The organism is Streptomyces sp. NPDC014870, assembly GCF_043081505.1.
Lineage (GTDB): Bacteria > Actinomycetota > Actinomycetes > Streptomycetales > Streptomycetaceae > Streptomyces.
The window spans coordinates 319,091-343,603 of record NZ_JBIBWQ010000010.1 but is presented as its reverse complement, the minus strand read 5'-3'; the positions used below and the strand labels follow the sequence as shown (position 1 = coordinate 343,603).

Here is a 24,513-nt window from a genome sequence, read left to right as displayed (position 1 = left end):
CGTTCGCGCCGGCGGGGAGCGCCCCGGGGTAGGGCGCGAGGAGGAGGACCGGGGTCCGGGAGGACCGGAGAGCCGGTCAGCCGGCGGGGCGCCGCCAGGGATGGGCGAGGGTCGCCAGGACGGCGCCGGTGTCGGGGAAGGAGGCCGGGTCGGTCAGACCGACGGACTCCGGTTCACGGCCGGGGCGCCAGGTGAACGTGCCGAACACCCGGTCCCAGACCGACAGATCGGAGGCGTAGTGCCCGGCTTCGGAGAGGTCGGTGCTGTGGTGCAGCCGATGCTGCTCCGGCCCGGAGAAGACGTGGTTGAGCCGACCGAGCCGTACGCGGATGTTGGCGTGCACGAAGTACCCCTGGGCGACGACGAAGAGACCGACCGCGAACACCGCCCGCTCGGAGAACCCGACCAGGGCCAGGGCCAGTTGGACGAAGCCCTGGGAGATGACGACGTCGAGCACGTGGTTGACCCCGTTGTTGCCGGCGTTGACCTTCGCGGGCACGTGGTGGACGCCGTGCAGCCGCCACAGCCAGGAGTACGTGTGCCCGGCGCGATGCACCGCGTAGCTCGCGAGCGAGCCGAGGAGCAGGGCCACGGGTATCTCGGCCCACAGGGGCAGCCAGGGATCGCGGCGGGCGAGCTTGCCGACGGCGTACAGCACGAGGTTCTGCCCGAGAGTGCCGCCGAGGGCGGTGAGGACGTAGTACACGCCGTACCACCCCCACTCCCTGCGCTCGGGCTGCCAGGAACGGTCGTACGGAATGAGGAACTCGAGCAGCACGAGATAACCGAGCACCGAGAACTGGAAGAGCAGAACGGCGCGCCCCGGGTCCCAGCCGCGTCCCTCGGTGAGGAGGAAGACGGCGGCGACCGCGAGCAGCAGGACCGGCTGGACGGTCACGGCCAGGGCATCGCGCGCCGATAACCGGGGCATGGCACTCCACTTCATGGGGACGGCGTCGCTGCGGGGATGGGACACGGGGGCTCCCCGGCGCGGAGGAAGGCGTCGGGGCTTGATGACAGTATGAATTCGTACGACTACGCACGGCAACGTCCCCCGGCCGGCGCACGGTGTCGCGCGCGCCGGTGTCAGTGATCCGAATGCCACCGGTGCGCACTCCAGAAATCTGTCTCAACCAGGCTTAATCCCCGGGAAGTTGATCATCCGGGCGGCGGATGGCCGGGCGGATCGATTCACCAATGGATCACCACCGGACGCACTCCACAAGCCGTCCCAATTGCGAGGAGCGAGGGATCAACTCGGGCATTCGGTAGACCAACTGGCGCAGAAATGATCACAATGTGAAGGAAGCGTGCAGCCCAAGTCGATCAGGAGTCACCGTGACCACTCCCCACAGCCCCACCCCCCGGCCGAGCACGGCGGACGCGTCGGCAGACGCTCAACACGGCGCCGTGCCGGCCGCGTTCGAAGCGGTGCCGCCGCTCGACGGGGAGCTGTGCTTCGACGACGCCGCCCTCGAAGCGGCCTCCGGCGACTTCGGCCGAATGGTCCGCCAGGCCCCCGCCGCCGTTCTGAAACCCGGCTCGGCCGACGACGTCGCGGTGATGGTCCGCCACTGCCGTGAGCGCGGACTGAAGATCGCCGGCCGGGGTCAGGGGCACTCCACCCACGGCCAGGCCCAGGTGCCGGCCGGGCTCGTCGTCGATCTCGGCTCCCTCGACGCCGTGGAGATCCGCGACGACACGGCGGTCGTCCAGGGCGGGGCGCTGTGGAGCACCGTGGTCCGGGCCGCCCTGCCCCTGGGGCTCACCCCGCCCGCCTTCACCGACTACCTGGAGCTGTCCGTGGGCGGCACGCTCTCCGCCGGCGGACTCGGCGGACAGATAGGTCACCACGGCACGCAGGTCGACAACGTCCTCGAACTCGAAGTGGTCACCGGCGAAGGCGAGCTCACGACCTGCTCGCCCACCGAGCGTCCGGACCTCTTCCGGGCGGTCCTCGGCGGCCTCGGCCAGTGCGCGATCATCACCCGCGCCACCCTCGCGCTGGTTCCCGCGCCCCGCTCCGTGCGGTTCTACGTCCTGACGTTCCCGAGCGTCGCCGCACTCACCGCGCGGGAGGCCGAGCTGATCAAGGAGGGCCGCTTCGACTATCTCATCGGTCAGGCCAGGCTGACTGCCGACGGCTGGATCCACTTCATCGAAGCCGCCTCCTACGACGCGACCGCCGAGGACGACGCCCGGCTCACGGACGGCCTGGGGCACACCTCGGTCGAGGTCCAGGACATCGCGTACTTCGACTTCCTCAACCGGATCGCCCCGACGATGGACCTGTTCAAGTCGATCGGCGAGTGGCAGCGCCCCCACCCCTGGTACGACAGCCTGCTCCCCGCGTCCACCGTGGACGAGGTCGTCACGGAGACGCTGGCCGGCCTCAAGCCCGGCTCGATCGGCGCGAGCGCGGTCATCCTCCTGTACCCGATCCTCACCGCCAAGTGCCGGACCCCGCTGCCGGTCATGCCGGACGAGGAGCTCGTCTACCTCTTCTCGCTCCTCAGGACCGCTTCCCCCGGTGCGGACTCCGCCGAGGAGATGGTCGCCGCGAACCGTGCCCAGTACGACGCCACGGTCGCGGCGGGCGGCACCTGGTACCCGATCGGTTCGGTGCCGCTCACCACGGACGACTGGGTCCGCCACTTCGGCGCCTTCTGGCCCGAGTTCCAGGAGGCCCGCCACCGCTACGACCCCGACGGCATCCTCACCCCGGGCCAGCGCATCTTCTGACCCGGACGGGCCCGGTCCGGCACGGGGCCCGGCCGGTCGGCGAAGATGGAGGGGTCACCCCGTCCGGGGTCACCCCGTCCCTCGACACGAGGAGCGTCCGCCCTGATGTCCACCACCGGTTCCGGTCCCGGTACGAGGCCTCCGACGATCGCCGATGTGGCCAGGGTCGCCGGTGTGTCCCGTACGACGGTCTCGCACGCCCTCAACGGGCTCGGCAAGGTCGACCCGCGGACCCGGGAGCGCATCAAGCAGGTCGCCGCGGAGCTCGGATACCGGCCCAATCTCCGGGCCCAGCGGCTGCGGCGCGGGGAGGCGAAGGCCATCGCCCTCGCCTCCTCCATGCCGTTCGCGGTGGCGGGCGGGCCGTCCCGGCTGGGCTTCTACATGGAGGTCGCGGCCGCGGCCGCCGAGAGCGCCCTGCTGCACGACTACGCGCTGGTGCTCGTACCGCCCGTGCAGTCCGGGTCGGCGCTCTACTCGGTGGACATCGACGGGGCCATCGTGGTGGAGCCCGACGCGGACGACCCGGCGGTCGCCGCCCTCAAGGAACGCGGGCTGCCGTACGTGACGCTCGGCAGGCCCGTGTCGGCGACCGAGGACGTGCCGTACGTGGATCTGCGCGGCGGCCTCGTCGCCGAGCTGCTCCTGGCCCACCTCCACGCGCAGGGGGCCCGGCGGCCCGCCCTGCTGGTCGGCGCCGGCCGGCGGCACTCGGCCGTGGACGCCCGCGCCGCCTACCAGCGGCTCGCGGCGGAACACGGCTGGACGCCCCTGGTCGCGACCGCCCCCGAGGCCGGCGGCGAACAGGCCGGCTACGAGCGGTGCGCGACCCTGCTCGCCGAGCACCCGGAGATCGACGCGGTCTGCGCGATGGTGGACGCCTTCGCGGTGGGCGCGGTCCGGGCGATCCGGGACAGCGGGCGCGCCGTGCCGGACGACGTCATGGTCGTCACCCGGTACGACGGCCTGCGCGCCCGGACCTGCGAACCGCCCCTGACCGCCGTGGACCTGCACCTGGACCGGGCGGCCGCCGACGCGGTGGCGCTGCTCCTCGGCCGGCTGCGCGGGGGCGCCTCCGCGGACGCCACCGCGCTCGTGACCACGGTCCCGGAGCCCCGTGTCGTCGCCCGACGTTCGTCGGGGGCGTGAGCACTCCCTGACGGCGCCGGTCAGAGACCGAGGATCAGCAGGGCCCCCGAGACGAGGGCGAAGCCGAGCACGAAGTGCCGCATCCGCCGCGCGTCGATCCGGTGGTGGGCCAAGCGGCTCAGCCAGGCTCCCGCGGCGATCGCGGGAGCCAGCGCCAGGGCCAGGACGAGGTCGGCGGGCCGCCCCTCCCCCGTCGCGAACAGCAGCAGCAGCGAGGCGACTTCACCGACGAGGAAGCAGACGGCGACGGTGGACCGCAGTTCCGCCGGCGGCCGGTGCTGGTAGACGAGGGCGAGCGGCGGGCCGCCGACCCCCGTCGCCGTCTCCGTCAGGCCCGTCACCGCGCCCGCGCCCACATAGGCGGCCCGCCCCGGCGTGAACGCGGGCGCCACCAGGCTCACGACCGCCGCGAGCACGGTGGCGAGGCCCACGAAGAGCCCGAGGCCGCGCTCCGGGATCAGCCACAGCAGCGCGAGGCCGCCGGGGGTGGCCCCGAGGCGCGCGGCAGTGATCCAGCCCGCCCCGCGCAGGTCGAGCGAGGACCGTTCGCGCCAGGCGACGTACAGATTGAGCGGGATCATCGCCGCCAGGACGAACACGGGGAGCAGCCGCGGATCGATCAGGCCCGCCACCGGGGCCACGATCAGGGCGAAGCCGAGGCCGCTGCTGCCCTGGACGAAGGCGGCGGCCGTCACGGTGAGGGCGAGGATCGCCAGCGTCCCGGCCGTCACCTCGCGCTCCTCACGGCCCGTGCCGTCCGCTCCGCCCGCGCGGCGGTCGAGGTCGGGTGGACGCGGGTGATGGCGGCGCCGCCCACGGCCGTACGCGCCAGTTCGGCGGCCCGGCGCACGAGGCCGGCCCCGTCCCAGTCGACGGGCCGTCCTTCCCACAGGCGCAGCCTGCCGGCGACGAACACCGCGGTGATCTGGTCGCGGTTGCCGCGCCGGACCAGCTCCCAGGGCAGGTCCCAGGAGAGCGCGAGCTCGGGGGTGGTCGTGTCGACGAGGAGGAAGTCGGCGGCGAGGCCCTCGGCGATCGTGCCGGTCCGCGGGGCGAGGCCCACGGCGTCGGCTCCACCGCGGGTGGCGTGCTCCAGCCAGGTCCAGCCGGCGCCGCAGGAGGAGTCGCCGGTGGCGAGCCCGTAGGCCAGGCGCTGGGCGAACTCGGCCGCGTCGGCGAGCCGGAAGCCGTCGCCGCGCGTTCCGTCGGTGCCCAGGCCGAAGCGGATGCCCCGCTCGGCCATGGCGGTGGCGGGCGCGACGGCGTTGCCCTTCCAGGCGCTGGCGACGGGGTTGTAGCTGACGGCGGTCCCGGTGTCGGCGAGCAGGGTGAGTTCGCGCGGGGTGAGGAGGGTGGCGTGCGCGGCCAGCAGGTGGGGGCCGAGGACGCCGAGTCCGTGGAGGTGCTCCAGGGGCCGCAGTCCGTGGCGTACGAGGGAGCGTTCGACGCCCGCGAGGTGTTCGTTGACGTGGATCTGGAGGACCGCTCCGGCCTCGGCCGCGAGACGGGCCGTGCGCCGGAGGGTCTCCTCGGTGGCGGCCTCGGGGATGGAGACGGCGAGGGAGGCGTGGATCAGCGGGTCGCCCGCGTAGCGCGCGAGGTGCTTCTCGGCGCCCTCCGGGTCGACCTGGTCCGCACCGTCGGCGTCGTTGCGGACCAGGCCGAGGACGCACCGGATGCCGGCGTCGCGGGCCGCGCCGGCCACCACGTCGACGTCGACGTCGGCGCGGGTTCCCGCGTCGGCGACGGTGGTGAAGCCGCCGCGCAGGGCTTCGAGCGCGGCCAACTTGGCGGCGACGTAGGCCGCTTCCTCGTCCAGGGCGCCTTCCAGCGGCACCCACACCCTGCGGAAGATCTCGGACGGCTCCCCGAAGGCGAGCGCCGCACCGAAGCTCTGGGTGAGGTGGTGGTGGGCGTCGACGAAGCCGGGCATCAGGAGGTGCCCCGGGAGCGGGACCGGATCGAGGTCGGGGTGGGTGCGGGTCAGCTCCTGGAGGGGTCCGACGCGCTGGAAGGAGCCGTCGGCGACCACGACCGCGTGACCGTCGGCCGGGCCCTCGGGCAGCAGGACGGCGTCCGGGGCGAGCAGGAGTGGCCGGTCCACACGGGCGAGAACGTCATGGGTGAGCTGCTCGGGCTGGTTCATCGGTCGCTTTCCGTACGGGGGCGGGCGAGGGTCGGTCGTCCGGCGAGGCGCGGCCTGACGTGGTGGAAGAGGATGTTGAGGACGGCGGCGACGAACGCGCCGACGGCGACGCCGCTTTCGAGGAGGATTTGGAGGTTCGGCGGGAAGCCGCCGTACACGCCGGGAACGAGGATCGGGAGCAGCCCGAGCGCGAGGGCGACGGCGCAGACGAAGGTGTTCGTGTGCGTGCCGAGGTCGGAGCGGCCGAGCATCTGGACGCCGAGCACGGTGATCACGGCGAAGACGACCATGGCCGTGCCGCCGACGACCGCGGCGGGGACGACGCTGATCATCCGGGTCACGGGGGCGAGGAAACCGATCAGGATGAGCACGACGCCGGCCGCCGCGGTGACGAAGCGGCTGCGGACGCCGGTGACGCGGACGATGCCGATGTTCTCGCCGCTGGTGACCATGAGCGGCAGTCCGAGGAAGCCGCCGAAGAGCGAGGTGAGCGCGTCGCCCCGGACGGTCTTGGGGACGTCGGCGCGGGTGTCGATCTCCTTGCCGACGGCCTCCGCGTTGATGACGGTCTGTCCGGTGGCCTCGGCCATGGAGGCGAGGCTGTAGAGCATCAGCGGCAGGGCGGCGACGAGGTTGAACTGGGGCGAGCCGAACGGCATCAGCTGCGGCAGGGTGAGCAGCCCGCCGTCGGTGACGGGGTCGAGGTCGACGGTTCCGAGGGCGGCGGCGAGGCCGGTGCCGGCCAGCAGGCCGAGCATGACGGCCAGTTGGCGCAGGATGCCGCTGAAGAGCAGGTAGAAGCCGACGGTGAAGCCGATGGTGGCGAGGCCCAGACCGAGGTTCAGGGGGTCGGCGAAGCCGGGTGTGCCGGGGCGGCCGGTGACGAGGACCGCGCCGACCTTCACCAGGTTGACGCCGACGATGACGATCATCGTGCCGATGACGAGGGCCGGGAAGCAGGCCAACAGCCGTGAGAAGAGGGGCAGGACGAGGAAGCAGAAGGCCGCGGTGAGGATCACGGCCCCGGTCGCGGTGCGCAGACCGTGCTGTTCCGCGATGGCGAGGAAGAGGATGAGGGGCGCGCCGCCCGGCAGCATCACGAAGGGCAGGCGGGGCCCGAACTTCCAGGGGCCGAGCGACTGGATCAGGGATCCGACCCCGGAGAGCACGAAGGCCGCCGAGAGGAGGTTGACGGTGAGTCCGGGGTCGAGGCGGAGGGTCGCGCTCATCAGGAAGATCGCCGAGATGGGGGTGGCGGCCATGACGAGCACGTGCTGGACCCCGAAGAGCAGGATCCGGCCGAACGGGCGGGACTGGTCGACGGGGTGGGGCGTGCCGGGAGCCGGCGGCTCGGGCACGGACGGCTCGGGGGTCTCCGAGGCGGGTGCCTGGGCTGCGGCGGGTTCGGGCGTCTCGGGGGCGGGGGTTCGTCGTTCCGTGCCGGGGTGTTGCTGGGGAGTGGACACGTAGGGGCTCCGTTCGGGCGTCGCTGCACGCGCGGATTTCAGCCGCGATCCGGCCCCGGGACGGAGGGCCAAATCGATTTGGCCAAATCGATTTGGCCGCCAGTATCCGAGGGCCCCCGCCCAGCGTCAAGGCCTCCTAGACTGTCCCCATGAAGATCGTGCCGCGGCTGCTCCCCCACTCCCCCGAGCTGGAGCCGCCCACGCCGCCCGCGCTGCCCGTTCCCGGTGAGGCGCCGCACGTGTGGCTCGTCCGGGCGCCCGAAGTCGACCTGTCCGCCGAGCGGATGGACGTGCTCGACGCCGGGGAGCGGGAGACCGCGCGGGGGTTCCGGAGCGACGCGGACCGGCGTACGTACGCCGAAGTGCACGTCGGGCTGCGGGTGTTGCTGGGGGGCTACCTGGGGATGAAGCCCCAGGACGTGCCGCTCGTACGGCGGCCGTGCCCCGAGTGCCGGGAGCCGCACGGGCGGCCCGCCGTCGAGGGCGATCCCCTCCACTTCTCCCTCTCGCACAGCGACGGCCTCGGCCTGCTCGCCTTCGCGGCGACCCCGGTCGGGGTGGACGTCGAGCGGCTCCCGGAGCCGGACACGGTCGAAGAGGTCGCGCCGATGCTGCATCCGCGCGAGGCCGAGGAATTGGCCGCGCTGCCCTCGGCCGAGCGGCCGCGCGCCTTCGCGCGGACCTGGGCGCGCAAGGAGGCGTATCTGAAGGGTCTCGGCACCGGTCTGGCCCGCGGGCTCGCGCTCGACCTCATCGGCGCGGCCGAACCCTGCGAGGCCCGGCTGCCGGGCTGGCGGATCGGCGACGTCATGGTCGACCCCACGCACGCGGGTGCCGTGGCCGTCCGGATCCGAGCGCACGACACCGCGCCCAAGGGCTCGTGCGATACGCCAGAATGACGGGATGACCAGCAACGACGTGGGTGGCGAGCAGATCTGGAACCCGCAGCGCCTGCGCAGCGGGAACGAGCGGTTGCTGCTCGGTCTGCTGCGCTCCGCGGGACCCGCCTCCCGGGCCCAGCTCGCCCGGACCACGGGCCTGTCCAAGCCCACGGTCTCCAGCGCCCTGGCCTCGCTCGAACAGGCCGGACTCGTCAGACAGGCGGGGGTCCACACGCCCGAACGCGGCCGGACCGCCGTGCTCTACGCACCGGATCCCACCGCGGGCTACGCGCTCGGCATCGACATCGGCCGCGCCTGGCTGCGCGTCGCCCTCGCCGACCTCGACGGCACGGTCGTGGCCCGCACGGAGGTGCGCAACCAGGCCCGCAGCTCCGGCCCGATGGCGGACCTGGCCGTCGCCACCGCACGGCAGCTCGTGGCGAGTTCCGGAGTCGCGGCGGCCACGATCGTGCAGGCGGTCGTGGGCACTCCCGGCGTCTACGACGAGGAGCTGCGACGGGTCCGGTTCGCGGGGAACCTGCCCGGCTGGGGGCGCCCGGGGCTCTTCGACCGGATGCGCGAGGGGCTCGGCCTGCCCCTGGCCGTCCACAACGACGCCAATCTCGCCGCGCTCGGCGAGTACACGGTCGGGGTCGGCGCGGGCAGCAGGCTCTTCGTGTACCTGATGATCGGCACCGGCCTGGGCATGGGCGTGGTGAGCGAAGGCCGGCTCTTCACGGGCGCCCACGGCGGCGCGGGCGAGATCGGCTTCCTACCGTGGCCGGGGCGCCAGGGACCGGGCACTCTGGAGGGCCTGGTCTCCGGTGACGCTGTGGTCGCCGCCGCCCGGGAGCGGGGGATGACCGGGGACCTCAGCGCGAAGGACGTCTTCGACGCGGCCCGGTCGGGCGACCGGGCCGCCGTCGAGGCGGTCGAGTTGGAGGGCGAGCGCCTCGCGCACACGGTGGCCGCCGTGTCCGCGGTGCTCGACCCCGATCTCGTGGTCCTCGGCGGCGGCGTCGGCCACAGCGCGGATCTGCTGCTGCGTACGGTGCGGACCACGCTGCGGGCGATCACGCCGATCCGCCCCAGGGTGGCCGCGAGCACCCTCGGCGAGGACGCGGTGCTGCACGGCGCCCTCGCCATCGCCCTGGACACGGCGCGCGACGTCGTCTTCGAACGCCGCCCGCACCCCTAGGGAGTTCGGTCTCAGCCCCAGGTGCGGGAGCAGAGCACCAGCTGGTAGCCGTCCGGGTCGGTGATCGTGACGCCGTACTCGTCCCAGTAGGGGTTGTGCGCCGCGACCCGCGTACCGCCGGCCGCCAGCAGGCGGTCGATCAGCGACTGCTCCGCAGGTTCGCCGAGGTAGAGCACGAAGAGGTCCTCCACGGTGGGCGTCGGCTCCACCGGGTGCTCCGGGTCGCGGGTCAGCTCGAAGTGCCAGGAGCCGTTCTTCGGGCCGACCATCAGCAGGTCGTGCTTGCCCGGGACGCGTTCGGTCGTCCGCCACTGGACGTCGAGGCCGAGGCCGTCCACGTAGAACCTCTCGGCGGCGGCGAGGTCCCGCGAGGGCCTGGCCACGCGGACGTGCACGGTGCCGTCGATCACGCCGAGGCCTCAAGGGCCGCGCGCCAGACCGGGCTGTCGACATAGTGGTTGTCGTAGCGCTCGGCGGACGCGGCGATCTCCTTGGGGTCCGCCTCGCCGCGCATCACGCGGCCGAGCAGCCGAAGGTAGTCGAAGCGGCCCATGCCCGGCGTGAAGACGAACAGGACGTCCGCCTCACAGCCGGGGGCGGCGGCGAACGCGTGCGGGGTGTGCGGCGGCACGGCGAGGAAGTCGCCCGCCTCCAGGACGGTGACCTCCTCCCCCACCAGCACCTGGAGGGAGCCGCTGATCACGAAGAACAGCTCGGTCGCCTTGGTGTGGAAGTGCGCGGGTGCGCCCACGGCGCCCTTGGCGAAGGTGGAGCGGTAGCTGGTGAATCCGTCGGCCGTGCCGTCCGAGTCGGCGAACAGCCGCATCACGCTGCTGGGGTCGGCGCAGGTCTCGGCCTCGGCGTGCCGGGTCAGGACCGGAGGAAAGGGGGCGGTGGACGGAGTTCCGTGGGATGCGTTCTGAGTCATGATCCGGACTTTACGATCATGAACACGCTTCTGGCCAGGGCTTTCGCGCCCGAGCCGGGCCCAGGAGCACCGCGGCGAGAGTTGAACGCACGGTGAACTCAGGTCGAACCGAGAAGCCCTGCTGGAGCGCCTCTTTGACGCTCGGTCACCTGTTCGTGCCCGGTGCTAAGATCGCCACGCTTGCGGAGCGGTGGATGGGTGCACGACGACATCTCCGACCACGGCGACCCTCCGGATCGGTACCCCCGGACACCGGAAGGCCGGCCGGGCCACCCGCATTGACGGAAATCAGCTGCACCGTCAGTCGCCTGAAGAGAGCCTTATGACGTATTACGTACAGAACCCGGTCCTCTGGGTCCTCCTGGCCGCCACCCTTGGCGCCGCCGCCGTCATCGTTCGCCAGCGCAAGGCGATTCGGACCTTACGGCAGGGGACCGAGGAGCTCAAGGCACATTACTCCGAATTGGAGAACAGCTACACGAAATCCGTCGAGGAAGAGAAGGAGCGCGCACAGGAATCGACCAAGTCGGTCCTCAAGTCCGCGATGCGGACGCTCCAAGGCCTCGCCGCCGAACAGCAGTTGGTCATCTCCGGACTGCAGAACAAGTACGGGGACTCCGTCATTCTCCGGGACCTCCTGGAGATCGACCACACCAACTCGCAGTTCGGCCGGCGCGCCCAGTCGATCGCCGTCCTGTGCGACGGCTGGCTCGGCCGGCACCGCGAGATCGCGTCGGTCTACGACGTGGTCCGCAGCGCCCAGGGCCGCATCCGCCACTTCCGGCGGGTGGAGATCCTCTCCCAGGTCGACTTCGGCATCACCAGCCGCGCCGTCGAGCCGGTGGCCCTCGCGCTCGCCGAACTCCTCGACAACGCGACCAGCTATTCCAGCCCGGACACCGTGGTCGAGATCAATATCCGTACCGTGCCCAAGGGCATTTGCATCGTCGTCGACGACGCCGGTGTCGGTATGAACGACGAGGAACGGGTCAGGGCCGAGAAACTCCTTTCCACCGAGCGGGTGTCCGGTGTCTCCGGGCTCGGCAGCCCGCCGCAGTTCGGTTTCGCCGTGATCGGAGTGCTCAGTGAGCGCTTCGGATTCGAGGTGTCCGTGGATTCCACTTCGCCGTACGGAGGCGTCCGCAGCGTCCTCCTGATTCCGCACGACCTGCTCACCGGAATGCCGGAGAAGAGGGCCCCGCAGCCGGCCGCGCCCGCGACCGCCATGCCGGAGCCGAGCGGCCCCACGCCCGTCGTGGCGGCGACCGCCACCACGGACGACGGTCTGCCGAAGCGCCGCCGCAAGCGGCCGATGGCCATCGTCCCCGGCGGCGAGCAGTCCGCACCCGCTCCGGCGCGCTCCGGCGCGGAGACCGCCGCGATCATGGGGGCCTTCCAGCGGGGCACGCAGTCCGGACGGGCCGCCCGCTCGGACGCGGCGGATCATTCGAGCAGCACACGTGATGCGAGCAGCGAAGGGCATGAGGTCTCGTGAACGACGATCTGTCATGGATGCTTGACAGTGCCTTGGAGATACCCGGGGCGCTGCACGCGGTCCTGGTCTCTGCGGACGGCCTGCTGATGGCCCGTACCAAGGCGTTCGGCAAGGACAACGCGGACACGGTGGCCGCGGCGATGAGCGGTATGCAGTCGCTCAGCCGCTCGCTCGGCTTCTTCGTCGAGCCCGGTCGCCTGCAGTGGCGCCAGACGCTGGTCGAGTTCGACGGCGGCTGGGTCTTCCTGATCTCCGCTGGCGACGGCGCCTACCTCGGCGTCTCGGCCTCGCCCGACGTCGACATGCAGGACATCACCTTCCGTATGCAGCAGCTCGTCGGCCAGCTCGGCAAGGCGCTGACCACGCCGCCGCGCGAGAACCTCGGCGCCCGCTCATGAGCCGCTTCGACGAACGGGAGCCGGAGGCCGCTGAGTTAGTCCGTCCCTATGTCATCACCAAGGGGCGCGGCCTGCCCGACGAGGAGCAGCTGTCGCTGGTGACCCTGGTCACCGCGTCCGCCGACCACCAGCAGCGCCCGACCCGGCTTTCGCCGGAGGAGCAGAGCCTGTTGGACCTGTGCACCGCCGGCTATCTCTCGGTCGCCGAGGTCGCGGGGCACACCCGGCTGCCCATCGGTGTGGTCAGGATCCTCCTCTCCGCCCTCGCCGAGGGCGGATACCTCATCACCCGCCCGCCCGTGCAGCGTGCCGCGCTCGCGGACCGAGACATCCTCGAGGAGGTACTGAATGGTCTCCGCGCCAAGTTTGGGTGAGCAGGCGTACGTGCGCGACGGCGCCACGCAGACCGCCGTCAAGATCCTCGTCGTCGGCCACTTCGCCGTCGGCAAGACCACGTTCATCGGTGCGATCTCGGAGATCCCTCCGCTGAAGACCGAGGAGACGATGACCCGCGCGGGCGAGTCGTTCGACGACCTCAAGGGCGTCCGCTCCAAGACCACCACCACGGTGGCGATGGACTTCGGCCGGCTGACGATCAGCGAGCGGGTCGTGCTGTACCTGTTCGGCACGCCCGGTCAGCAGCGCTTCGTCCAGATGTGGGAGGACATGGCGCGCGGCGCCCTCGGCGCGCTGGTGCTCGTCGACCCGGAGCGGCTCGCGGACTCCTTCGCCGTGATCGACCTCATCGAGCAGTACGGGCTCGACTACGCGATCGCCGTCAACCACTTCGACGGGAACCCGGACCGCGAGGAGCGGGCGCTCCGCGAGGCGCTTGACCTGCTCGACGACACCCCGATCGTCACCTGCGACGCGCGTGACGAGAAGTCGTCCGCCGACGCGCTGATCACCCTCGTCCGGTACCTGCTGGACCGCGCTCACTAGAAGCAGAGAGAAATCATGGACGCTCGATCCACCGCACCCGTACCCCCGCCGGGGTGCCCCGCGCACGCCGACGGCGGCCGGATCCCGCTGCACGGCCCGGAGTTCCAGGCCGATCCGGACGCGTACTACGCCTATATGCGCCACTTCGGGCCGACCGCGCCCGTCGAGCTGGCTCCCGGGGTGGAGGCCACCCTCGTCACGGACTACCAGGCGGCCCTGCAGCTCCTCCAGGACTCGGGCAACTTCCGCAAGGACGCGCGCCGCTGGCGGCACCTCAACGAGGGGCTGATCAGCCCGGACAACCCGGTCGTCCCGGTCCTCGCGTACCGGCCCAACGCCATGTTCAGCGATGGCGCGGAGCACCTGCGGCTGCGGCAGGCGATCACGGACAGCATGGCCCGGGTCGACGCACGCAAGCTGAGCCGGACCACGGAACAGGTGTCCGACTACCTCATCTCGCGGTTCGGCGGGCGTGGTTCCGCCGACCTCCTGGGGGACTACGCGCGGCAGCTGCCGCTCTTCGTCTTCAACGAGGTCTTCGGCTGCCCGGCCGACATCGGCGACCGCGTGCTGTTCGGCATCACCGGCATGTTCGACGGCGTGAACGCCGAGCGGGCGGTCGAGGTGCTGTTCGGAGCCGTCGGCGAGCTGGTGGCGCTCAAGCGCGCCAAGCCCGGTGAGGACGTCACCTCCTGGCTGCTGCAGCACCCGGCGAAGCTGACCGACGAGGAGATGGTCCACCAGGTCGCCCTGCTCCTGGGGGCGGGGACCGACCCGCTGGGCAACCTGATCGGCAACACGCTGCACCGGCTGCTCACGGACGACCGGTACGCCGACGGCGGTGGCCTGATCGACGAGGCCATCGACGACACGCTGTGGGACAACCCGCCCATGCCGAACTACGCGCCCCACTACCCGGCCACCGACCTGGAGTTCGCCGGTACGAAGCTGGCGGCGGGCGATCTCGTCCTGGTCAGCTTCGCGGCGGCCAACACCGGGCCGAAGCTGTCGGCCGCGCGTGAGGCCGGCAGCAACCGGTCCCACCTGGCGTGGAGCGCGGGCCCGCACGCCTGCCCTTCGAAGGAGCCCGCGCGGCAGATCACCGTCACCGCCATCGAGAACCTGCTCAACCAGCTCCCCGATGTCGATCTGGCCGTGCCGGAGGAGAGCCTGGTCTGGCGTCCCGGTCCGTTCAACCGGGGCCTCACCACGCTGCCGGCCCGCTTCACCCCGGTCGAGCCGGCGCGCCGAAGCACTCCGCAGGCGCAGCCGGAGCCGGCCGCGTCGGCCGAGCAGGGTCGCAAGCGCGGGGGGATGTGGAGCCAGTTCCTCAACTGGCTCGCCAAGTGATCGAGGCAACATCGAACGGAGTTGCCGCATCCGCATGAACGTTCAACCTCGGGGGTAGTGAGCTTCGCGTTGTTCTGGCGTGCTCATGAGGTTAGGGAGGTGTCGGGTGGAGCAGATGTCCGCCGATCCCGGTGTCATGCGTCAACTCGCGGCGATCCGCCCCTTCGATACCCGCCCCTCGGGGCGGGTATCTTCTTGGCCTCCGCTCCCCGGGGAGACGCTCGGCGGTCACGCGGCGAGACAGATCCTGCGGCTCTGCGAGGCCGCGGGACTGAGCGGGAACGACTCGGTGGAGTACGCGCGGACGCTGCTGTCGGTGCTCGGCCCGGTCGCCGAGCGGCCGCTCGACATGCCCCCGCCCTACGACTCCTTCCTCTCCGACGACCACACACCGGTCGAGTACTCGCTCGCCTTCACCCCGGACGCGCCACCGACCCTGCGGGTGCTGCTCGAGCCGGGGTGCGGAGCCGGCAGCCTGGCGGAGAACGGACGCGTCGGGCTGCGGGCCGTGCGCGCGCTGGCGCGGCGCTGGGGGTTCTCCACACAGCGGCTCGACGAGCTGGAGGACCTGTTCTTCCCCGCGGCCCCGGAGGGCCCGTTGGCGCTCTGGCTGGCGCTGGAACTGCTCCCCGGCGGAGTGCCCAAGGTCAAGGTGTACCTGAATCCCGCGGCGTCCGGGGAGGAACGTTCCGTCGCGACGGTGCGCGAGGCCCTCGGCAGGCTCGGCCACGACCGGGCGTTCGGTTCGCTCCCCCCGAGCGAGCGTCCGCTGTTCTTCGCGCTGGACCTCGGCGACTGGGAGGAGCCCCGGGTCAAGGTCTACCTGGTGCACCGCGACCTCTCGGCCCGGGAGGCGCCCGGCCTGGTCCGTACCCCGGGGGGCCCGGCCCGCTCGCAGATCACGCGGTTCTTCCGCACGGCCGCCGGGCAGGCCGCCTTCGGGCCCGGCTCCCGGCTCGGCCTCGACGTACCGCTCGACCGCCGGCCGGGCCTCAGCTGCCACGCGTTCACCTCGACGAGGTCCGCCCGGCCCAGCGGCTTCACCCTGCACGTCCCCGTCCGCGACTACGCGCGCCACGACGGGGAGGCCCTCGACCGGGCGGTGACGCTCCTCCGTCGCCACGGCATGGACCCGGCGCCCCTCGTGGAGGCGCTGAGCGCCGTGACCCCGCGGAGGCTGGAGGACGGTGCCGGCCTGATCGCCTACCTGGCCCTGGCCCACCAGGCGGGCAAGCCCCTGCGGGTGACCGCGTACATCTCATCGGAGGCGTACGCGGTCCGGCCGCCGGCCGCCGCACCGCTCGCGCGGGTCGGAGCCGGCCACTGACGGACCGGGGCGGACCGTGGCTCCGACCGCCCCGCTACGCCTCCTGCAACTCCCTCAGTTCGCGCAGGTAGGGGCCGACGTCCACCTGGATGGAGGAGCCACCCGTGGTCCGCCCGTAGCGTTCCTCGATGCCCTCCAGATAGGTGCCGATCTCCTCGCGCATGACGTCCGCGGGCGGCAGGGCGGCCTTGCCCTCGACGATCCCCGCGACCCACCGCGACTGGGCCTCCACGAGACGCGTGATCGAGCCCACCGGGCGGATCAGACCGACGAAGTGGAGGCCGGGCAGGTCGGGGGCGACCACGCGCTTGTAGAGCTCGACCGTGCCCCGCCCGTCACCCGTCGGGCAACCGGCGGGAAGGAAGGGGAAGTCCATCCCGAATCCGGTGCAGTAGACGATCGCGTCGGCCTCTTCGACGGTCCCGTCGGCGAAGGTGACGCGGGCGCCGTCCAGCGAGTCGATCGCGGGCCTGGGGACCACCGCCCCGTGCCGTATCCGGCTGAGTATCTCGTCGGAGATGGTCACGGCGGAGGAGAAGATGGCGTGGTCGGGCTCCGGGAGGCCGTAGTCCGAGAGCTTCCCCCGCGCCACGAACAACGCCTTCTCGACGAAGCGCCGTTGGTCGTCGAAGGCCATGTCCTGCCACCAGGGCGCGTCGGCGATCAGGTCCACGGACATGCCGAAGAGCTGCTTGGGCACGAGGTGCAGCCCCCGGCGCACGGAGAGCGTGGTCCTGGCCGCGTACCGGGAGAGGTCGCAGGCGATGTCCACGCCGGAGGCCCCCATCCCCACGACGACGACCCGCTGTCCGGCGAAGTCGCCGCCGTCGTGGAAGTCCATCGAGTGCAGGATCGTTCCGGGGAAGGACTCGGCGCCCGGCGGCAGCGGATCCGGCAGCGCCGCCCGCGTGTTGTGGCCGGAGGCGACGATCATGTGCTCGAAGCCGCGTCGCGTCACCTCTCCGCGCGCGTCCCGGCTGGTGACCGTCCAGGTACCGTCGCCGTCCCGTCGCACCGCGAGCACGTCCGTGTCCAGTTCGACGTGCGGCAGCAGCCCGGCCCACTCCGCGAACGCGCGCAGATAGGCCGCGACATCGGCGTGTCCGGGATAGAGGGGCAGCTCGTCCGGCATCGGGAAGTCGGAGTAACCGGTGAGCTGCTTCGCGGTGTTCAGGTGCAGGGACTGGTAGCCGGGCCCCCGCTCGCCGGCTCCCGGCTGCCGCCAGATCCCTCCGACGTCCGCCGCCCTCTCCAGGCAGACGAAGTCGATTCCCCGAGCCGCCAGAGCGTGCGCGGCCGCGAGCCCCGAAAGACCCGCGCCGATGACGCACACGGTCGCGGCGCGGGGAACACCGCCGGCTTGCGAGTCGCCCAAGGATCCCTGCACAGAACACCATCCGTCCTCGCACCGGGCGGCGGCCGGCGCCGCAGCCCCCGGGCTGGCGCCCGGCGGGATCACGATACCGAGCGACCCTCGGGGCGAGTCGCCGAGGTGACGGCCGGAGGACGGCCCCGGTTGCGGCGTATGCGAGAACGTCACGAAAAAGCCTTCTCCGAGTTACACGGCCATCCCCTCCCCCGTGCGACGCTCCCGCTTGCACACAGTCAACACGCGTAGATCGACGTGGCGTTGAGCCCGCCCACCGGTCCCCCGCGTGCCGTCCCCCACGAAAGGCCCCCCATGTCCGTTGTGCACCCCCGCAGATGGAAGTCCGTGGCGGCGGCGATATCCGCCGTCCTCGTCACCCTCACGCTCCCGGCCGTCACCGCCACCCCGGCGAACGCGACGACCACCGCGTACGACAGCACGTACTACAAGGACGCGATCGGCAAGACCGGTCCGAGCCTGAAGTCCTCGCTCCACACCATCATCAAGAGCCAGACGAAGATCTCGTACGACGCCGTCTGGAACGCGCTGAAGGCCACCGACCAGGACCCGAACAACAGCGCCAACGTGGTCCTGCTCTACAGCGGCACCTCGCGCAGCAAGTCCCTCAACGGCGGGGCCGTCGGCAACTGGAACCGCGAGCACGTGTGGGCCCAGTCGCACGGCAACTTCGGCACCTCGGCCGGACCCGGCACCGACCTGCACCACCTGCGCGCGTGCGACGTCCAGGTCAACAGCATCCGCGGCAACAAGGACTTCGACAACGGCGGCAGCGCGGTCAGCGGCGCCCCCGGCAGCTACACGGACTCCAACTCCTTCGAGCCGCGCGCCGCCGACAAGGGTGACGTGGCCCGGATGATCCTCTACATGGCCGTGCGCTACGAGGGCGACGACGCCTGGGCCGACCTGGAGGCCAACGAGTCGACCTCCAACGGCAGCGTCCCGCTGCACGGCCGGCTCTCGGTGCTGAAGCAGTGGAACGAGCAGGACCCGCCGAGCGCCTTCGAGGAGCGGCGCAACGACCTCATCTTCGAGACCTACCAGGGCAACCGGAACCCGTTCATCGACCACCCGGAGTGGGTCGAGGCGATCTGGTAGAGCGCGGCCACGCGGGCCGGGCGCCGTCCGCGCGCTCCCCGCATGCCGAGCCCCCCGCCCCTCGGCGCGGGGCTCGGCCCCCGGGCACGTGGGCTCGGCCCCTTGGCGGACGCAGTCTGCCCCACATGGGCGCGTATCGCCCGCTCTGCGGAGTGTTCGACCGGTTCGGGGTGGGCTTCCCGCCATAGTGCCGGGCATGACACAGACACCCTCCCCGAGGCGTCGGCGCGCGCGTGCGGCCGCCCGTACGGCCCTGCTCTGCGCCGCCCTCCTCGGCCTCACGGCCCCGACGACCGTCGCCTCGCCCGCAGCCGCGCCCGCACCCGGCCCGGGTCCGGGCGGCGGCGGTGGCCGCGACTGCGTGCGGACCGAGAACCCGCGCGACCCGCGGGCCCGGCAGGTCCTGGAGATCGCCCGCAAGGCCAAGAACGAGCTCGCCCTGAACTCCGTGGAGCTGCGGGTCACGATCGACGGGCGCGAGGTCGCCACCGACGCGCTCGGGCAGTCGATGACCGGGGTCCCGGCCGAGCCGGACATGCACTTCCGCGCCGGTTCGGTGGCCTTCGCGCACATCGCCACGGGCCTCCTGCAGCTGGTCGAGGAGAAGAAGGTCCGGCTCGACGACACCGTGGAGCGCTGGCTGCCCGATCTGCCCAAGGCCGAGCAGATCACCGTGCGCATGCTGGCCAACAACACCACCGGCCTCCACGACTACGTCACCGACCCGGCGTTCGGGGCGGAGCTGGAGGCCCACCCGTTCAAGCACTGGACCCCGGCGGAGCTGCTGGCGTTCCCGCTCAAGCACTCGTTCTGGTACGAGCCGGGCACCAGCTGGAGCTACTCGCACGCCAACTACCTGCTCCTGACCACGGTGATCGAGAAGATCACGGGCACCCGGATCGACACGTTCATGAAGGAGCGGGTCTGGAAGCCGCTCGGGCTCCGCAACACCCGGAACAACTTCACCCCGGACATCCCGCGCCCGGTCCTGCACGCCTTCACCTCCGACCGGGGCCTCTACGAGGAGTCCACCTTCTGGAACCCGTCGTGGACCACCGCCCCCGGCGCGGTGATCACCACCGACGTCTGCGACCTGGCCCGCTCGGCCGAGGGCATCGGCAAGGGTGAGCTGATCTCGCCCCGCTCGTACCGCACCCTGCTCAACCCGGGCACGGTCGGCCTCGGCGGGGCGAGCCCGACCTGCCCCGCCTCGATCTGCCTGAAGCAGACCGAGGCCCAGCACTTCGGGCTCGGCGTCATCGTGGTCAACGGCTGGCTGGTGCAGAACCCGTCGTTCTCGGGGTACCAGGCGATCCAGGCGTACCTGCCGTCGAAGCGGCTCGCCATCGCCGTCTCCGCGACCAAGACGGCGACCACGCCCGACGGCAACCAGGCCGAGGTGGTCGCCCAGCGCATCGCGGCGAAGCTCGCGCCGGACACCCCCCTGACGATCGACTGATCCGCCGGGGCACGGGGCTTCCGGACCACAACTCTGACTATATAGAGTTACGGCCATGACCCGTGTCCGACGCCCGTCCGCGCAGACCACAGCCGTGGTCCTGGCGCTCGCGGAGCAACCCGCCGCCTGGCGGTACGGCTACGAGCTGTGCCGCCAACTGGGCATCAAGCCCGGCTCGATGTACCCGATCCTGACGCGCCTGACGGACCGGGACCTGTTGGAGACCACCTGGGACACCGAGGTGCCCGCCGGTCGGCCGCCGCGGCATCTCTACCGGCTGACCGGCGCGGGCCGGGTCCTGGCCACCGAACTCGCCGCCGCCGCGCCCGCCCCTGCCCCCACCCCCGCGCCGGCTCCCCGCCCGGACCGTCCGAAGGCGAGGTGGCAGGGCGCGTGAGCTGGACCCTCCGTACCTTTCAGACCGTCACGACCTGTGTCATCGCGGGAGTCTGGGCCGCGGTCTTCGCCGTCGCCCTCGTGACCGCAGACCAGCTGCCCACCCCCGACACGGCCGCCGTGCAGCTCGTCCTCCCGCCGCTGCTGTGGGTGCTCGCCGCGCGGTTCGTCCTGCACCACTGGTGGGTCACGACCGGCTCCCGGCTGGCCCCGATGGACCCGCCGGAGCGGCTGCTCACGGCCGCGGTCGCGGCGCTGCCCGAACGCCGCCGGGAGTGGGGCGCGGCGATGGCCGCCGAACTGACCGAGGTGGAGGGGCGTGCGGAGCGGTGGCGGTTCGCCCTCTCCAGCGTCCGGGCCACGCTCTGGCTGGGCGCGGGCGGCGGCAGGCCGGGAGTGGTCACCCTCGTGGCCGCGGCCGTCGTGGCGTCGACGGCGGCCGCGGGGCCGTTGGCCGGCGCGGCGGTGCCAGGACTCGACGTGTTCGCCGCGGCCTTCACCGCGCTCGTCGGCGCCCTCGTGGTCCTCGCCGTCGCCCGCGCCGGGCGGCCCGCACTGCCGGTCCCCGTTCCGACCTTCCTGGTGGTCGCGGGCGTCGTCGCGGCGATCGCGGTCACCGTGGTCTTCCTGCGCCGGGAACCGGGCGCGGCGGACCGGTTGCCGCCTCTCGCGGCGATCCACCTCGCGGCCGTCCTCGCCGGCTGCCTGGGGTTCGCCCTCGCGCCGCCCCGCCGGCTGGGCACCGAGCGGCCGGCGCCCCACCTCGGCGCCACCGCCGGCGTCCTGTTCGCCGCCTGGCTCCTGATGGTTCTCCGCACCGACGGCGCGGAACCCCCGCTCGCGCTCCTCCTGGTGCTCACGCTCGCCCTGCCGCTCGTCCCGGTCGCCGTCTTCCTGCTCCCGGCGTTCGTGGCCAGGCGCGCGGGCCGGTCGTTCCGTGCCGGTCTGCTGGCCTCCCTGTGGACGGTGGTGACGGCCATGCCGCTGACGTACGCCCTCTGGCTGCCCGAGGCACTGCGCCGGTACGCGATCGACGGCACGCTCCTCGTCGGCGGGCGGGGTCCCGTCGGCACGAACCTGACCGATGCCCTGGTCTTCACGCTCGGCATCTTCCCGGTGCTCGGACTGACCCTCGGCGTGATCGGCGCGGGCCTTGCCGCCCGCACGGCGCGCGGCCCGGAGGCCGGGGGAACGGGACCGGGCGGCACCCGACCGGAATCCCCGGACCCGGGCGGCGCCGGACCCTGGGATTCGGGGCCGGGACCTACGAACCCGGCGCGCTGGTAGGACCCGCCGAAGCAAGGGACCGGAATTCCGGTGGATCCGGTCCCTACGGCGTTCACCTGACGGAGGGTCCCGTCGGGCAGCATGGTGACCATGAACTCGGAGCAGCCGCCGCCCCAGGAAGCGAACGTCGTCCACCCGGCCACCCTGGTGCACTCGGCCGACGTGGTGAACGCGAAGACGACCCTCCTCGAACTCCTCGGGCGCACCGGCGTACCGGCGGACGAGGCCGGGCGGCTGCTCGCGCTCGTCGAGGCGGGCGCCCTCACGGAGGCGCACGGCGACCTCGCCGGTGTCGAGGCCGGTGTCCCCGCGGGCAAGGGGCAGCGGTACGCCTCCGGGTGGCAGGACTGCGCCCGGACGGCAGGCCACGCGCTGCTCCGCAGGGCCGACCACGCCGTACGGGAGGCGCTCGGGCCGGACGCGCCGCCCGTCGCCGACACCGCGCACGTCCATCCCCCGGTCGCCGGGGTGGACGTGGCACGCGCCAAGGTGGCGGTGACCCCGCTCTACCTCACGTTCACCCACGAATCGGACCTCGATCCGGAGGTGTCGGACGAGGTCCTCGTCGCGGTGCTCGGCACGATGAGCACCGCGGAGCGGGCCGGTTACGCGGGCCGGCTCGCGGAGTTCGCCGACGGCCGGCGCGAGCGGCTGACCCTGCTGTACACGGAGTACGGACCCGGCAGTGACGTCTCCATCCACGGCCGTTACTCCCTGCTGCACTCCCCCAGCAGCGTCGCCGTGCTCGAACGGCTCGTCGCGGCGCCGGCCGCGCTGCGGGAGGAGTGGGACCTCGGGGAGCTGCCCCCGGTCTGGCTGGCGGGGCTCTCGAAGGCCTGGGAGGCTCAGCCGGGCGACTGACCGGCGTCGGCCCGGACGTCCGCCGGGTCGGACGTCCCGCTCGGGTCCTTCTCGGGGCCCGAGCGGCCCGCGCGGTGGGCGAGCGCGGCGAGGGCGGTGCCGAGGGAGGCGAGACCTCCGACGACGAAGCAGGCACGGGCTCCCCACTCCGCACCGACGGCGCCCAGCATCAGTGCGCCGACGGGTGTGGAGCCCTGGAGGATGAGGGTGTAGAGGGCGAGCACCCGGCCCCGGTAGCGGGGGTCGCTGCCGAGTTGGACGCGATGGTTGGCGGCCTGGACGAAGAAGATCGAGGCGCCGCCGGTGAGAAAGAGCAGGACCACGGCGGCCGGATAGCCGGGCGCCCGGCCGGCCGCCGTCTCCAGGACGCCGAAGGCCAGGGCCGAGCCGGTGACGAGCCGCCCCGAGGGCCGGGATCTGCGGGCGGTGGTGAGGAACGCGGCGCCCAGCGAGCCGGCGGCGAAGGCCGTGGTCAGCAGGCCGAACGAGGTGGCGTCGGCGTGGAAGACCGTCTTGGCCAGCAACGGCAGCGTGAGCTGGAAGTTCAGTCCCAGGAGGCTCACCCCGGCGACCAGGGCGAGCGGGACGAGGAGGTCGGGGCGGCCTCGCACATGGCGCAGGCCGTCGACGACCCGGGCGCGGCCGGGCGGGCGGCCGGCGCGCAGGATCTCCTCCGGGCGCATGCGCCGCAGGGCGAGCACGGTCGCGGCGTAGCTGAGCCCGTTGATCAGCAGGACCCAGCCGGTGCCGGACACGGTGATGAGCAGGCCGGCGAGGGCGGGGCCGACGACCCGGGCGACGTTGAAGTACGCGGCGCTCAACGCCGAGGCGTTGGGCAGGAGTTCCGGGCCGACGAGTTCGCCGACGAAGGACATCCGGGTGGGCACCTCGACCGCGTTGACCAGGCCGAGGGCGCAGGCGAAGACGTAGACGTGCGCGAGCCCGGCGGTACCGGTGAGGACGAGGACGGCCAGGAGGAGGGCGAGCAGCCCGGAGACGAGGTTGGCGCCGGTGAGCAGGGCCCGTTTGTCGTAGCGGTCGGCGAGCCGCCCGCCGTACAGGGTGAACAGCAGCATCGGGGCGAACTGCAGGGCGGTGACGGTACCGAGGGCTGTGGCGGAGTCGTTCGTCAGCTCCAGGACGAGCCAGTCCTGCGCCACCACGGACATCCAGGTGCCGGCGACGGAGACGACCTGGCCGGTGGCGAAGAGGCGGAAGTTGCGGACGCGCAGGGCGCGGAAGGGGTGGGTGGAGGCCGCCGGGTCCGTGCTCCTGTCCATGCCCGCCCGTCCTCGTTCCCGCGCCGCCGGGCGCACCGGATTCCATGATCGACGCCGCCAGGGGGCCTCAGAAGGGGCTTTTGTCCAGGGGAGGGCCGGATGACGTCAGGGAATGGTTCGGGAAGGGTCGGGGCGGTCCTCGGCGGAGAAGCGGAGGCAGGAGGCCACCACCACGAAGGGCCACACCGACTGCATGCAGGTCACAAGGCGTTCGGCGGCGCCGGGGGCGCCCTCGCGGTGTGTCTCGACCAGGAACCAGACCGCCCCGAGGGCCATCAGGGCGGTCGCGGCCGCCGCCGGCAGGAGCCGCAGGCCCCACGGGGCGGCTCGGTGCCGATGGGCGGCCAGGACGGGCCACAGGGCCAGGAGGACGAAGCCGACGGCGGCGACCGAGCCGTGGCGCAGGGACCCTCCGCTGCTGGGCGCCGGGACCAGGGCGACGACGAAGGCCGTCACCCCGCCGGCCGCGAGGGCCCACCGTCCGGCGGGCGCCGCCGGGCGCAGCCCCCAGGCGGTCAGCAGATGGCAGACGCCCAGGGCGAGCAGCGCGCCGGTCATCACCCAGAACCCTTCGGCGCCATAGGCGCCCAGGACGCTGATCGTCTGGGTGGCGGGGTCGTAGCCGGGCCCCTCGAGACGTGCCGCGAGCACCCAGCCCCCGGCCAGCAGGAGCGGCGCGCACCCCGAGGAGATCAGGGCCCACCGTGGAACAGGTCGCATCCG

The 24,513-nt window shown here is 72.5% G+C and carries 24 protein-coding genes; 15 read left to right on the top strand and 9 right to left on the bottom strand.

Going from position 1 to position 24,513, the window contains the following annotated elements; all coding sequences use genetic code 11:
- Positions 1-76: 76 nt before the first annotated feature.
- Positions 77-946, bottom strand: a complete 870-nt coding sequence (locus tag ACF09C_RS28365) for a sterol desaturase family protein (protein WP_392095575.1) — start codon at positions 944-946, stop codon at positions 77-79.
- Between the two features lie 392 nt (positions 947-1,338).
- Here ACF09C_RS28365 and ACF09C_RS28360 point away from each other — a divergent pair, with 392 nt between their 5' ends.
- Entirely contained in the window at positions 1,339-2,742 is a 1,404-nt protein-coding gene (locus ACF09C_RS28360; protein WP_392095496.1) for an FAD-binding protein, read from the top strand.
- Between the two features lie 105 nt (positions 2,743-2,847).
- The gene (locus ACF09C_RS28355; RefSeq protein WP_392095494.1) at positions 2,848-3,891 is read left to right on the top strand and encodes a LacI family DNA-binding transcriptional regulator; all 1,044 of its coding nucleotides are present in this window, start codon (positions 2,848-2,850) and stop codon (positions 3,889-3,891) included.
- A 20-nt stretch (positions 3,892-3,911) separates the two neighbouring features.
- On the opposite strand, the gene ACF09C_RS28350 is transcribed toward ACF09C_RS28355, so the two are convergent.
- From ACF09C_RS28350 to ACF09C_RS28340, 3 genes are read right to left on the bottom strand one after another with little or no spacing between them, the layout of a single operon-like run.
- Positions 3,912-4,622, bottom strand: coding sequence for a TSUP family transporter (locus tag ACF09C_RS28350; protein WP_392095492.1), 711 nt, complete (start codon positions 4,620-4,622; stop codon positions 3,912-3,914).
- The gene (locus ACF09C_RS28345; protein WP_392095490.1) at positions 4,619-6,037 is read right to left on the bottom strand and encodes an amidohydrolase family protein; all 1,419 of its coding nucleotides are present in this window, start codon (positions 6,035-6,037) and stop codon (positions 4,619-4,621) included. The genes ACF09C_RS28350 and ACF09C_RS28345 overlap by 4 nt, the downstream gene beginning before the upstream one ends.
- Positions 6,034-7,503: a uracil-xanthine permease family protein gene (locus tag ACF09C_RS28340; protein ID WP_392095488.1), complete on the bottom strand. Its 1,470-nt coding sequence runs from the start codon at positions 7,501-7,503 to the stop codon at positions 6,034-6,036. The genes ACF09C_RS28345 and ACF09C_RS28340 overlap by 4 nt, the downstream gene beginning before the upstream one ends.
- Before the next feature lie 149 nt (positions 7,504-7,652).
- On the opposite strand from ACF09C_RS28340, the gene ACF09C_RS28335 reads away from it, so the two are divergent.
- Positions 7,653-8,402: a 4'-phosphopantetheinyl transferase family protein gene (locus tag ACF09C_RS28335; protein WP_392095487.1), complete on the top strand. Its 750-nt coding sequence runs from the start codon at positions 7,653-7,655 to the stop codon at positions 8,400-8,402.
- 4 nt (positions 8,403-8,406) lie between these two features.
- Positions 8,407-9,582 carry an ROK family protein gene (locus tag ACF09C_RS28330; RefSeq protein ID WP_392095485.1) on the top strand — a complete coding sequence of 392 codons (1,176 nt, stop codon included), beginning with the start codon at positions 8,407-8,409 and terminating at the stop codon, positions 9,580-9,582.
- 11 nt (positions 9,583-9,593) lie between these two features.
- On the opposite strand, the gene ACF09C_RS28325 is transcribed toward ACF09C_RS28330, so the two are convergent.
- On the bottom strand, positions 9,594-9,992 hold the full coding sequence (locus tag ACF09C_RS28325) for a VOC family protein (protein WP_392095483.1): 399 nt from the start codon (positions 9,990-9,992) through the stop codon (positions 9,594-9,596).
- Positions 9,989-10,510: a cupin domain-containing protein gene (locus ACF09C_RS28320; RefSeq protein ID WP_392095481.1), complete on the bottom strand. Its 522-nt coding sequence runs from the start codon at positions 10,508-10,510 to the stop codon at positions 9,989-9,991. Before ACF09C_RS28320 ends, ACF09C_RS28325 begins: the two co-directional genes overlap by 4 nt.
- Before the next feature lie 322 nt (positions 10,511-10,832).
- Between ACF09C_RS28320 and ACF09C_RS28315 the strand changes: the two genes are divergently transcribed.
- The 6 genes from ACF09C_RS28315 (at position 10,833) to ACF09C_RS28290 (ending at position 16,022) form a co-directional block, all read left to right on the top strand.
- Entirely contained in the window at positions 10,833-12,005 is a 1,173-nt protein-coding gene (locus ACF09C_RS28315) for an ATP-binding protein (protein ID WP_392095479.1), read from the top strand.
- Positions 12,002-12,403 (top strand): roadblock/LC7 domain-containing protein, encoded by a 402-nt coding sequence (locus ACF09C_RS28310; protein WP_392095478.1) that lies wholly within the window; start codon positions 12,002-12,004, stop codon positions 12,401-12,403. Before ACF09C_RS28315 ends, ACF09C_RS28310 begins: the two co-directional genes overlap by 4 nt.
- On the top strand, positions 12,400-12,777 hold the full coding sequence (locus ACF09C_RS28305; protein ID WP_392095476.1) for a DUF742 domain-containing protein: 378 nt from the start codon (positions 12,400-12,402) through the stop codon (positions 12,775-12,777). The genes ACF09C_RS28310 and ACF09C_RS28305 overlap by 4 nt, the downstream gene beginning before the upstream one ends.
- The gene (locus tag ACF09C_RS28300) at positions 12,752-13,345 is read left to right on the top strand and encodes an ATP/GTP-binding protein (protein ID WP_392095474.1); all 594 of its coding nucleotides are present in this window, start codon (positions 12,752-12,754) and stop codon (positions 13,343-13,345) included. Before ACF09C_RS28305 ends, ACF09C_RS28300 begins: the two co-directional genes overlap by 26 nt.
- Positions 13,346-13,360: 15 nt before the next feature.
- Positions 13,361-14,695: a cytochrome P450 gene (locus ACF09C_RS28295; protein ID WP_392095472.1), complete on the top strand. Its 1,335-nt coding sequence runs from the start codon at positions 13,361-13,363 to the stop codon at positions 14,693-14,695.
- 115 nt (positions 14,696-14,810) lie between these two features.
- Entirely contained in the window at positions 14,811-16,022 is a 1,212-nt protein-coding gene (locus ACF09C_RS28290; protein WP_392095574.1) for a tryptophan dimethylallyltransferase family protein, read from the top strand.
- Positions 16,023-16,056: 34 nt separating this feature from the next.
- Here ACF09C_RS28290 and ACF09C_RS28285 read toward each other — a convergent pair whose 3' ends face one another.
- Positions 16,057-17,397: a flavin-containing monooxygenase gene (locus ACF09C_RS28285; protein ID WP_392095470.1), complete on the bottom strand. Its 1,341-nt coding sequence runs from the start codon at positions 17,395-17,397 to the stop codon at positions 16,057-16,059.
- Positions 17,398-17,703: 306 nt separating this feature from the next.
- On the opposite strand from ACF09C_RS28285, the gene ACF09C_RS28280 reads away from it, so the two are divergent.
- The 5 genes from ACF09C_RS28280 to ACF09C_RS28260 all read left to right on the top strand — a co-directional run bounded on the left by ACF09C_RS28280 (position 17,704) and on the right by ACF09C_RS28260 (position 22,510).
- The gene (locus ACF09C_RS28280) at positions 17,704-18,507 is read left to right on the top strand and encodes an endonuclease I family protein (RefSeq protein ID WP_392095469.1); all 804 of its coding nucleotides are present in this window, start codon (positions 17,704-17,706) and stop codon (positions 18,505-18,507) included.
- Between the two features lie 196 nt (positions 18,508-18,703).
- Positions 18,704-19,966, top strand: coding sequence for a serine hydrolase domain-containing protein (locus ACF09C_RS28275; RefSeq protein WP_392095468.1), 1,263 nt, complete (start codon positions 18,704-18,706; stop codon positions 19,964-19,966).
- Between the two features lie 55 nt (positions 19,967-20,021).
- Positions 20,022-20,363: a PadR family transcriptional regulator gene (locus tag ACF09C_RS28270; RefSeq protein WP_392095466.1), complete on the top strand. Its 342-nt coding sequence runs from the start codon at positions 20,022-20,024 to the stop codon at positions 20,361-20,363.
- On the top strand, positions 20,360-21,649 hold the full coding sequence (locus ACF09C_RS28265; RefSeq protein WP_392095464.1) for a hypothetical protein: 1,290 nt from the start codon (positions 20,360-20,362) through the stop codon (positions 21,647-21,649). Before ACF09C_RS28270 ends, ACF09C_RS28265 begins: the two co-directional genes overlap by 4 nt.
- Positions 21,650-21,739: 90 nt before the next feature.
- Entirely contained in the window at positions 21,740-22,510 is a 771-nt protein-coding gene (locus ACF09C_RS28260) for a hypothetical protein (RefSeq protein ID WP_392095463.1), read from the top strand.
- Here the strand turns inward: ACF09C_RS28260 and ACF09C_RS28255 are convergent.
- Positions 22,495-23,790 (bottom strand): MFS transporter, encoded by a 1,296-nt coding sequence (locus ACF09C_RS28255; protein WP_392095462.1) that lies wholly within the window; start codon positions 23,788-23,790, stop codon positions 22,495-22,497. The genes ACF09C_RS28260 and ACF09C_RS28255 overlap by 16 nt on opposite strands.
- Before the next feature lie 105 nt (positions 23,791-23,895).
- On the bottom strand, positions 23,896-24,510 hold the full coding sequence (locus tag ACF09C_RS28250) for a DUF998 domain-containing protein (RefSeq protein ID WP_392095460.1): 615 nt from the start codon (positions 24,508-24,510) through the stop codon (positions 23,896-23,898).
- Positions 24,511-24,513 lie beyond the last annotated feature (3 nt).

What these genes read in the sequence shown, in the direction of transcription:
- ACF09C_RS28365 (WP_392095575.1), bottom strand. Translation starts at nt 946, where the DNA reads ATGAAGTGGAGTGCCATGCCCCGGTTATCGGCGCGCGATGCCCTGGCC.
- ACF09C_RS28355 (WP_392095494.1), top strand. Translation starts at nt 2,848, where the DNA reads ATGTCCACCACCGGTTCCGGTCCCGGTACGAGGCCTCCGACGATCGCC.
- ACF09C_RS28345 (WP_392095490.1), bottom strand. Translation starts at nt 6,037, where the DNA reads ATGAACCAGCCCGAGCAGCTCACCCATGACGTTCTCGCCCGTGTGGAC.
- ACF09C_RS28335 (WP_392095487.1), top strand. Translation starts at nt 7,653, where the DNA reads ATGAAGATCGTGCCGCGGCTGCTCCCCCACTCCCCCGAGCTGGAGCCG.
- ACF09C_RS28330 (WP_392095485.1), top strand. Translation starts at nt 8,407, where the DNA reads ATGACCAGCAACGACGTGGGTGGCGAGCAGATCTGGAACCCGCAGCGC.
- ACF09C_RS28320 (WP_392095481.1), bottom strand. Translation starts at nt 10,510, where the DNA reads ATGACTCAGAACGCATCCCACGGAACTCCGTCCACCGCCCCCTTTCCT.
- ACF09C_RS28315 (WP_392095479.1), top strand. Translation starts at nt 10,833, where the DNA reads ATGACGTATTACGTACAGAACCCGGTCCTCTGGGTCCTCCTGGCCGCC.
- ACF09C_RS28305 (WP_392095476.1), top strand. Translation starts at nt 12,400, where the DNA reads ATGAGCCGCTTCGACGAACGGGAGCCGGAGGCCGCTGAGTTAGTCCGT.
- ACF09C_RS28300 (WP_392095474.1), top strand. Translation starts at nt 12,752, where the DNA reads ATGGTCTCCGCGCCAAGTTTGGGTGAGCAGGCGTACGTGCGCGACGGC.
- ACF09C_RS28295 (WP_392095472.1), top strand. Translation starts at nt 13,361, where the DNA reads ATGGACGCTCGATCCACCGCACCCGTACCCCCGCCGGGGTGCCCCGCG.
- ACF09C_RS28290 (WP_392095574.1), top strand. Translation starts at nt 14,811, where the DNA reads ATGTCCGCCGATCCCGGTGTCATGCGTCAACTCGCGGCGATCCGCCCC.
- ACF09C_RS28280 (WP_392095469.1), top strand. Translation starts at nt 17,704, where the DNA reads ATGTCCGTTGTGCACCCCCGCAGATGGAAGTCCGTGGCGGCGGCGATA.
- ACF09C_RS28275 (WP_392095468.1), top strand. Translation starts at nt 18,704, where the DNA reads ATGACACAGACACCCTCCCCGAGGCGTCGGCGCGCGCGTGCGGCCGCC.
- ACF09C_RS28270 (WP_392095466.1), top strand. Translation starts at nt 20,022, where the DNA reads ATGACCCGTGTCCGACGCCCGTCCGCGCAGACCACAGCCGTGGTCCTG.
- ACF09C_RS28260 (WP_392095463.1), top strand. Translation starts at nt 21,740, where the DNA reads ATGAACTCGGAGCAGCCGCCGCCCCAGGAAGCGAACGTCGTCCACCCG.
- ACF09C_RS28255 (WP_392095462.1), bottom strand. Translation starts at nt 23,790, where the DNA reads ATGGACAGGAGCACGGACCCGGCGGCCTCCACCCACCCCTTCCGCGCC.
- ACF09C_RS28250 (WP_392095460.1), bottom strand. Translation starts at nt 24,510, where the DNA reads ATGCGACCTGTTCCACGGTGGGCCCTGATCTCCTCGGGGTGCGCGCCG.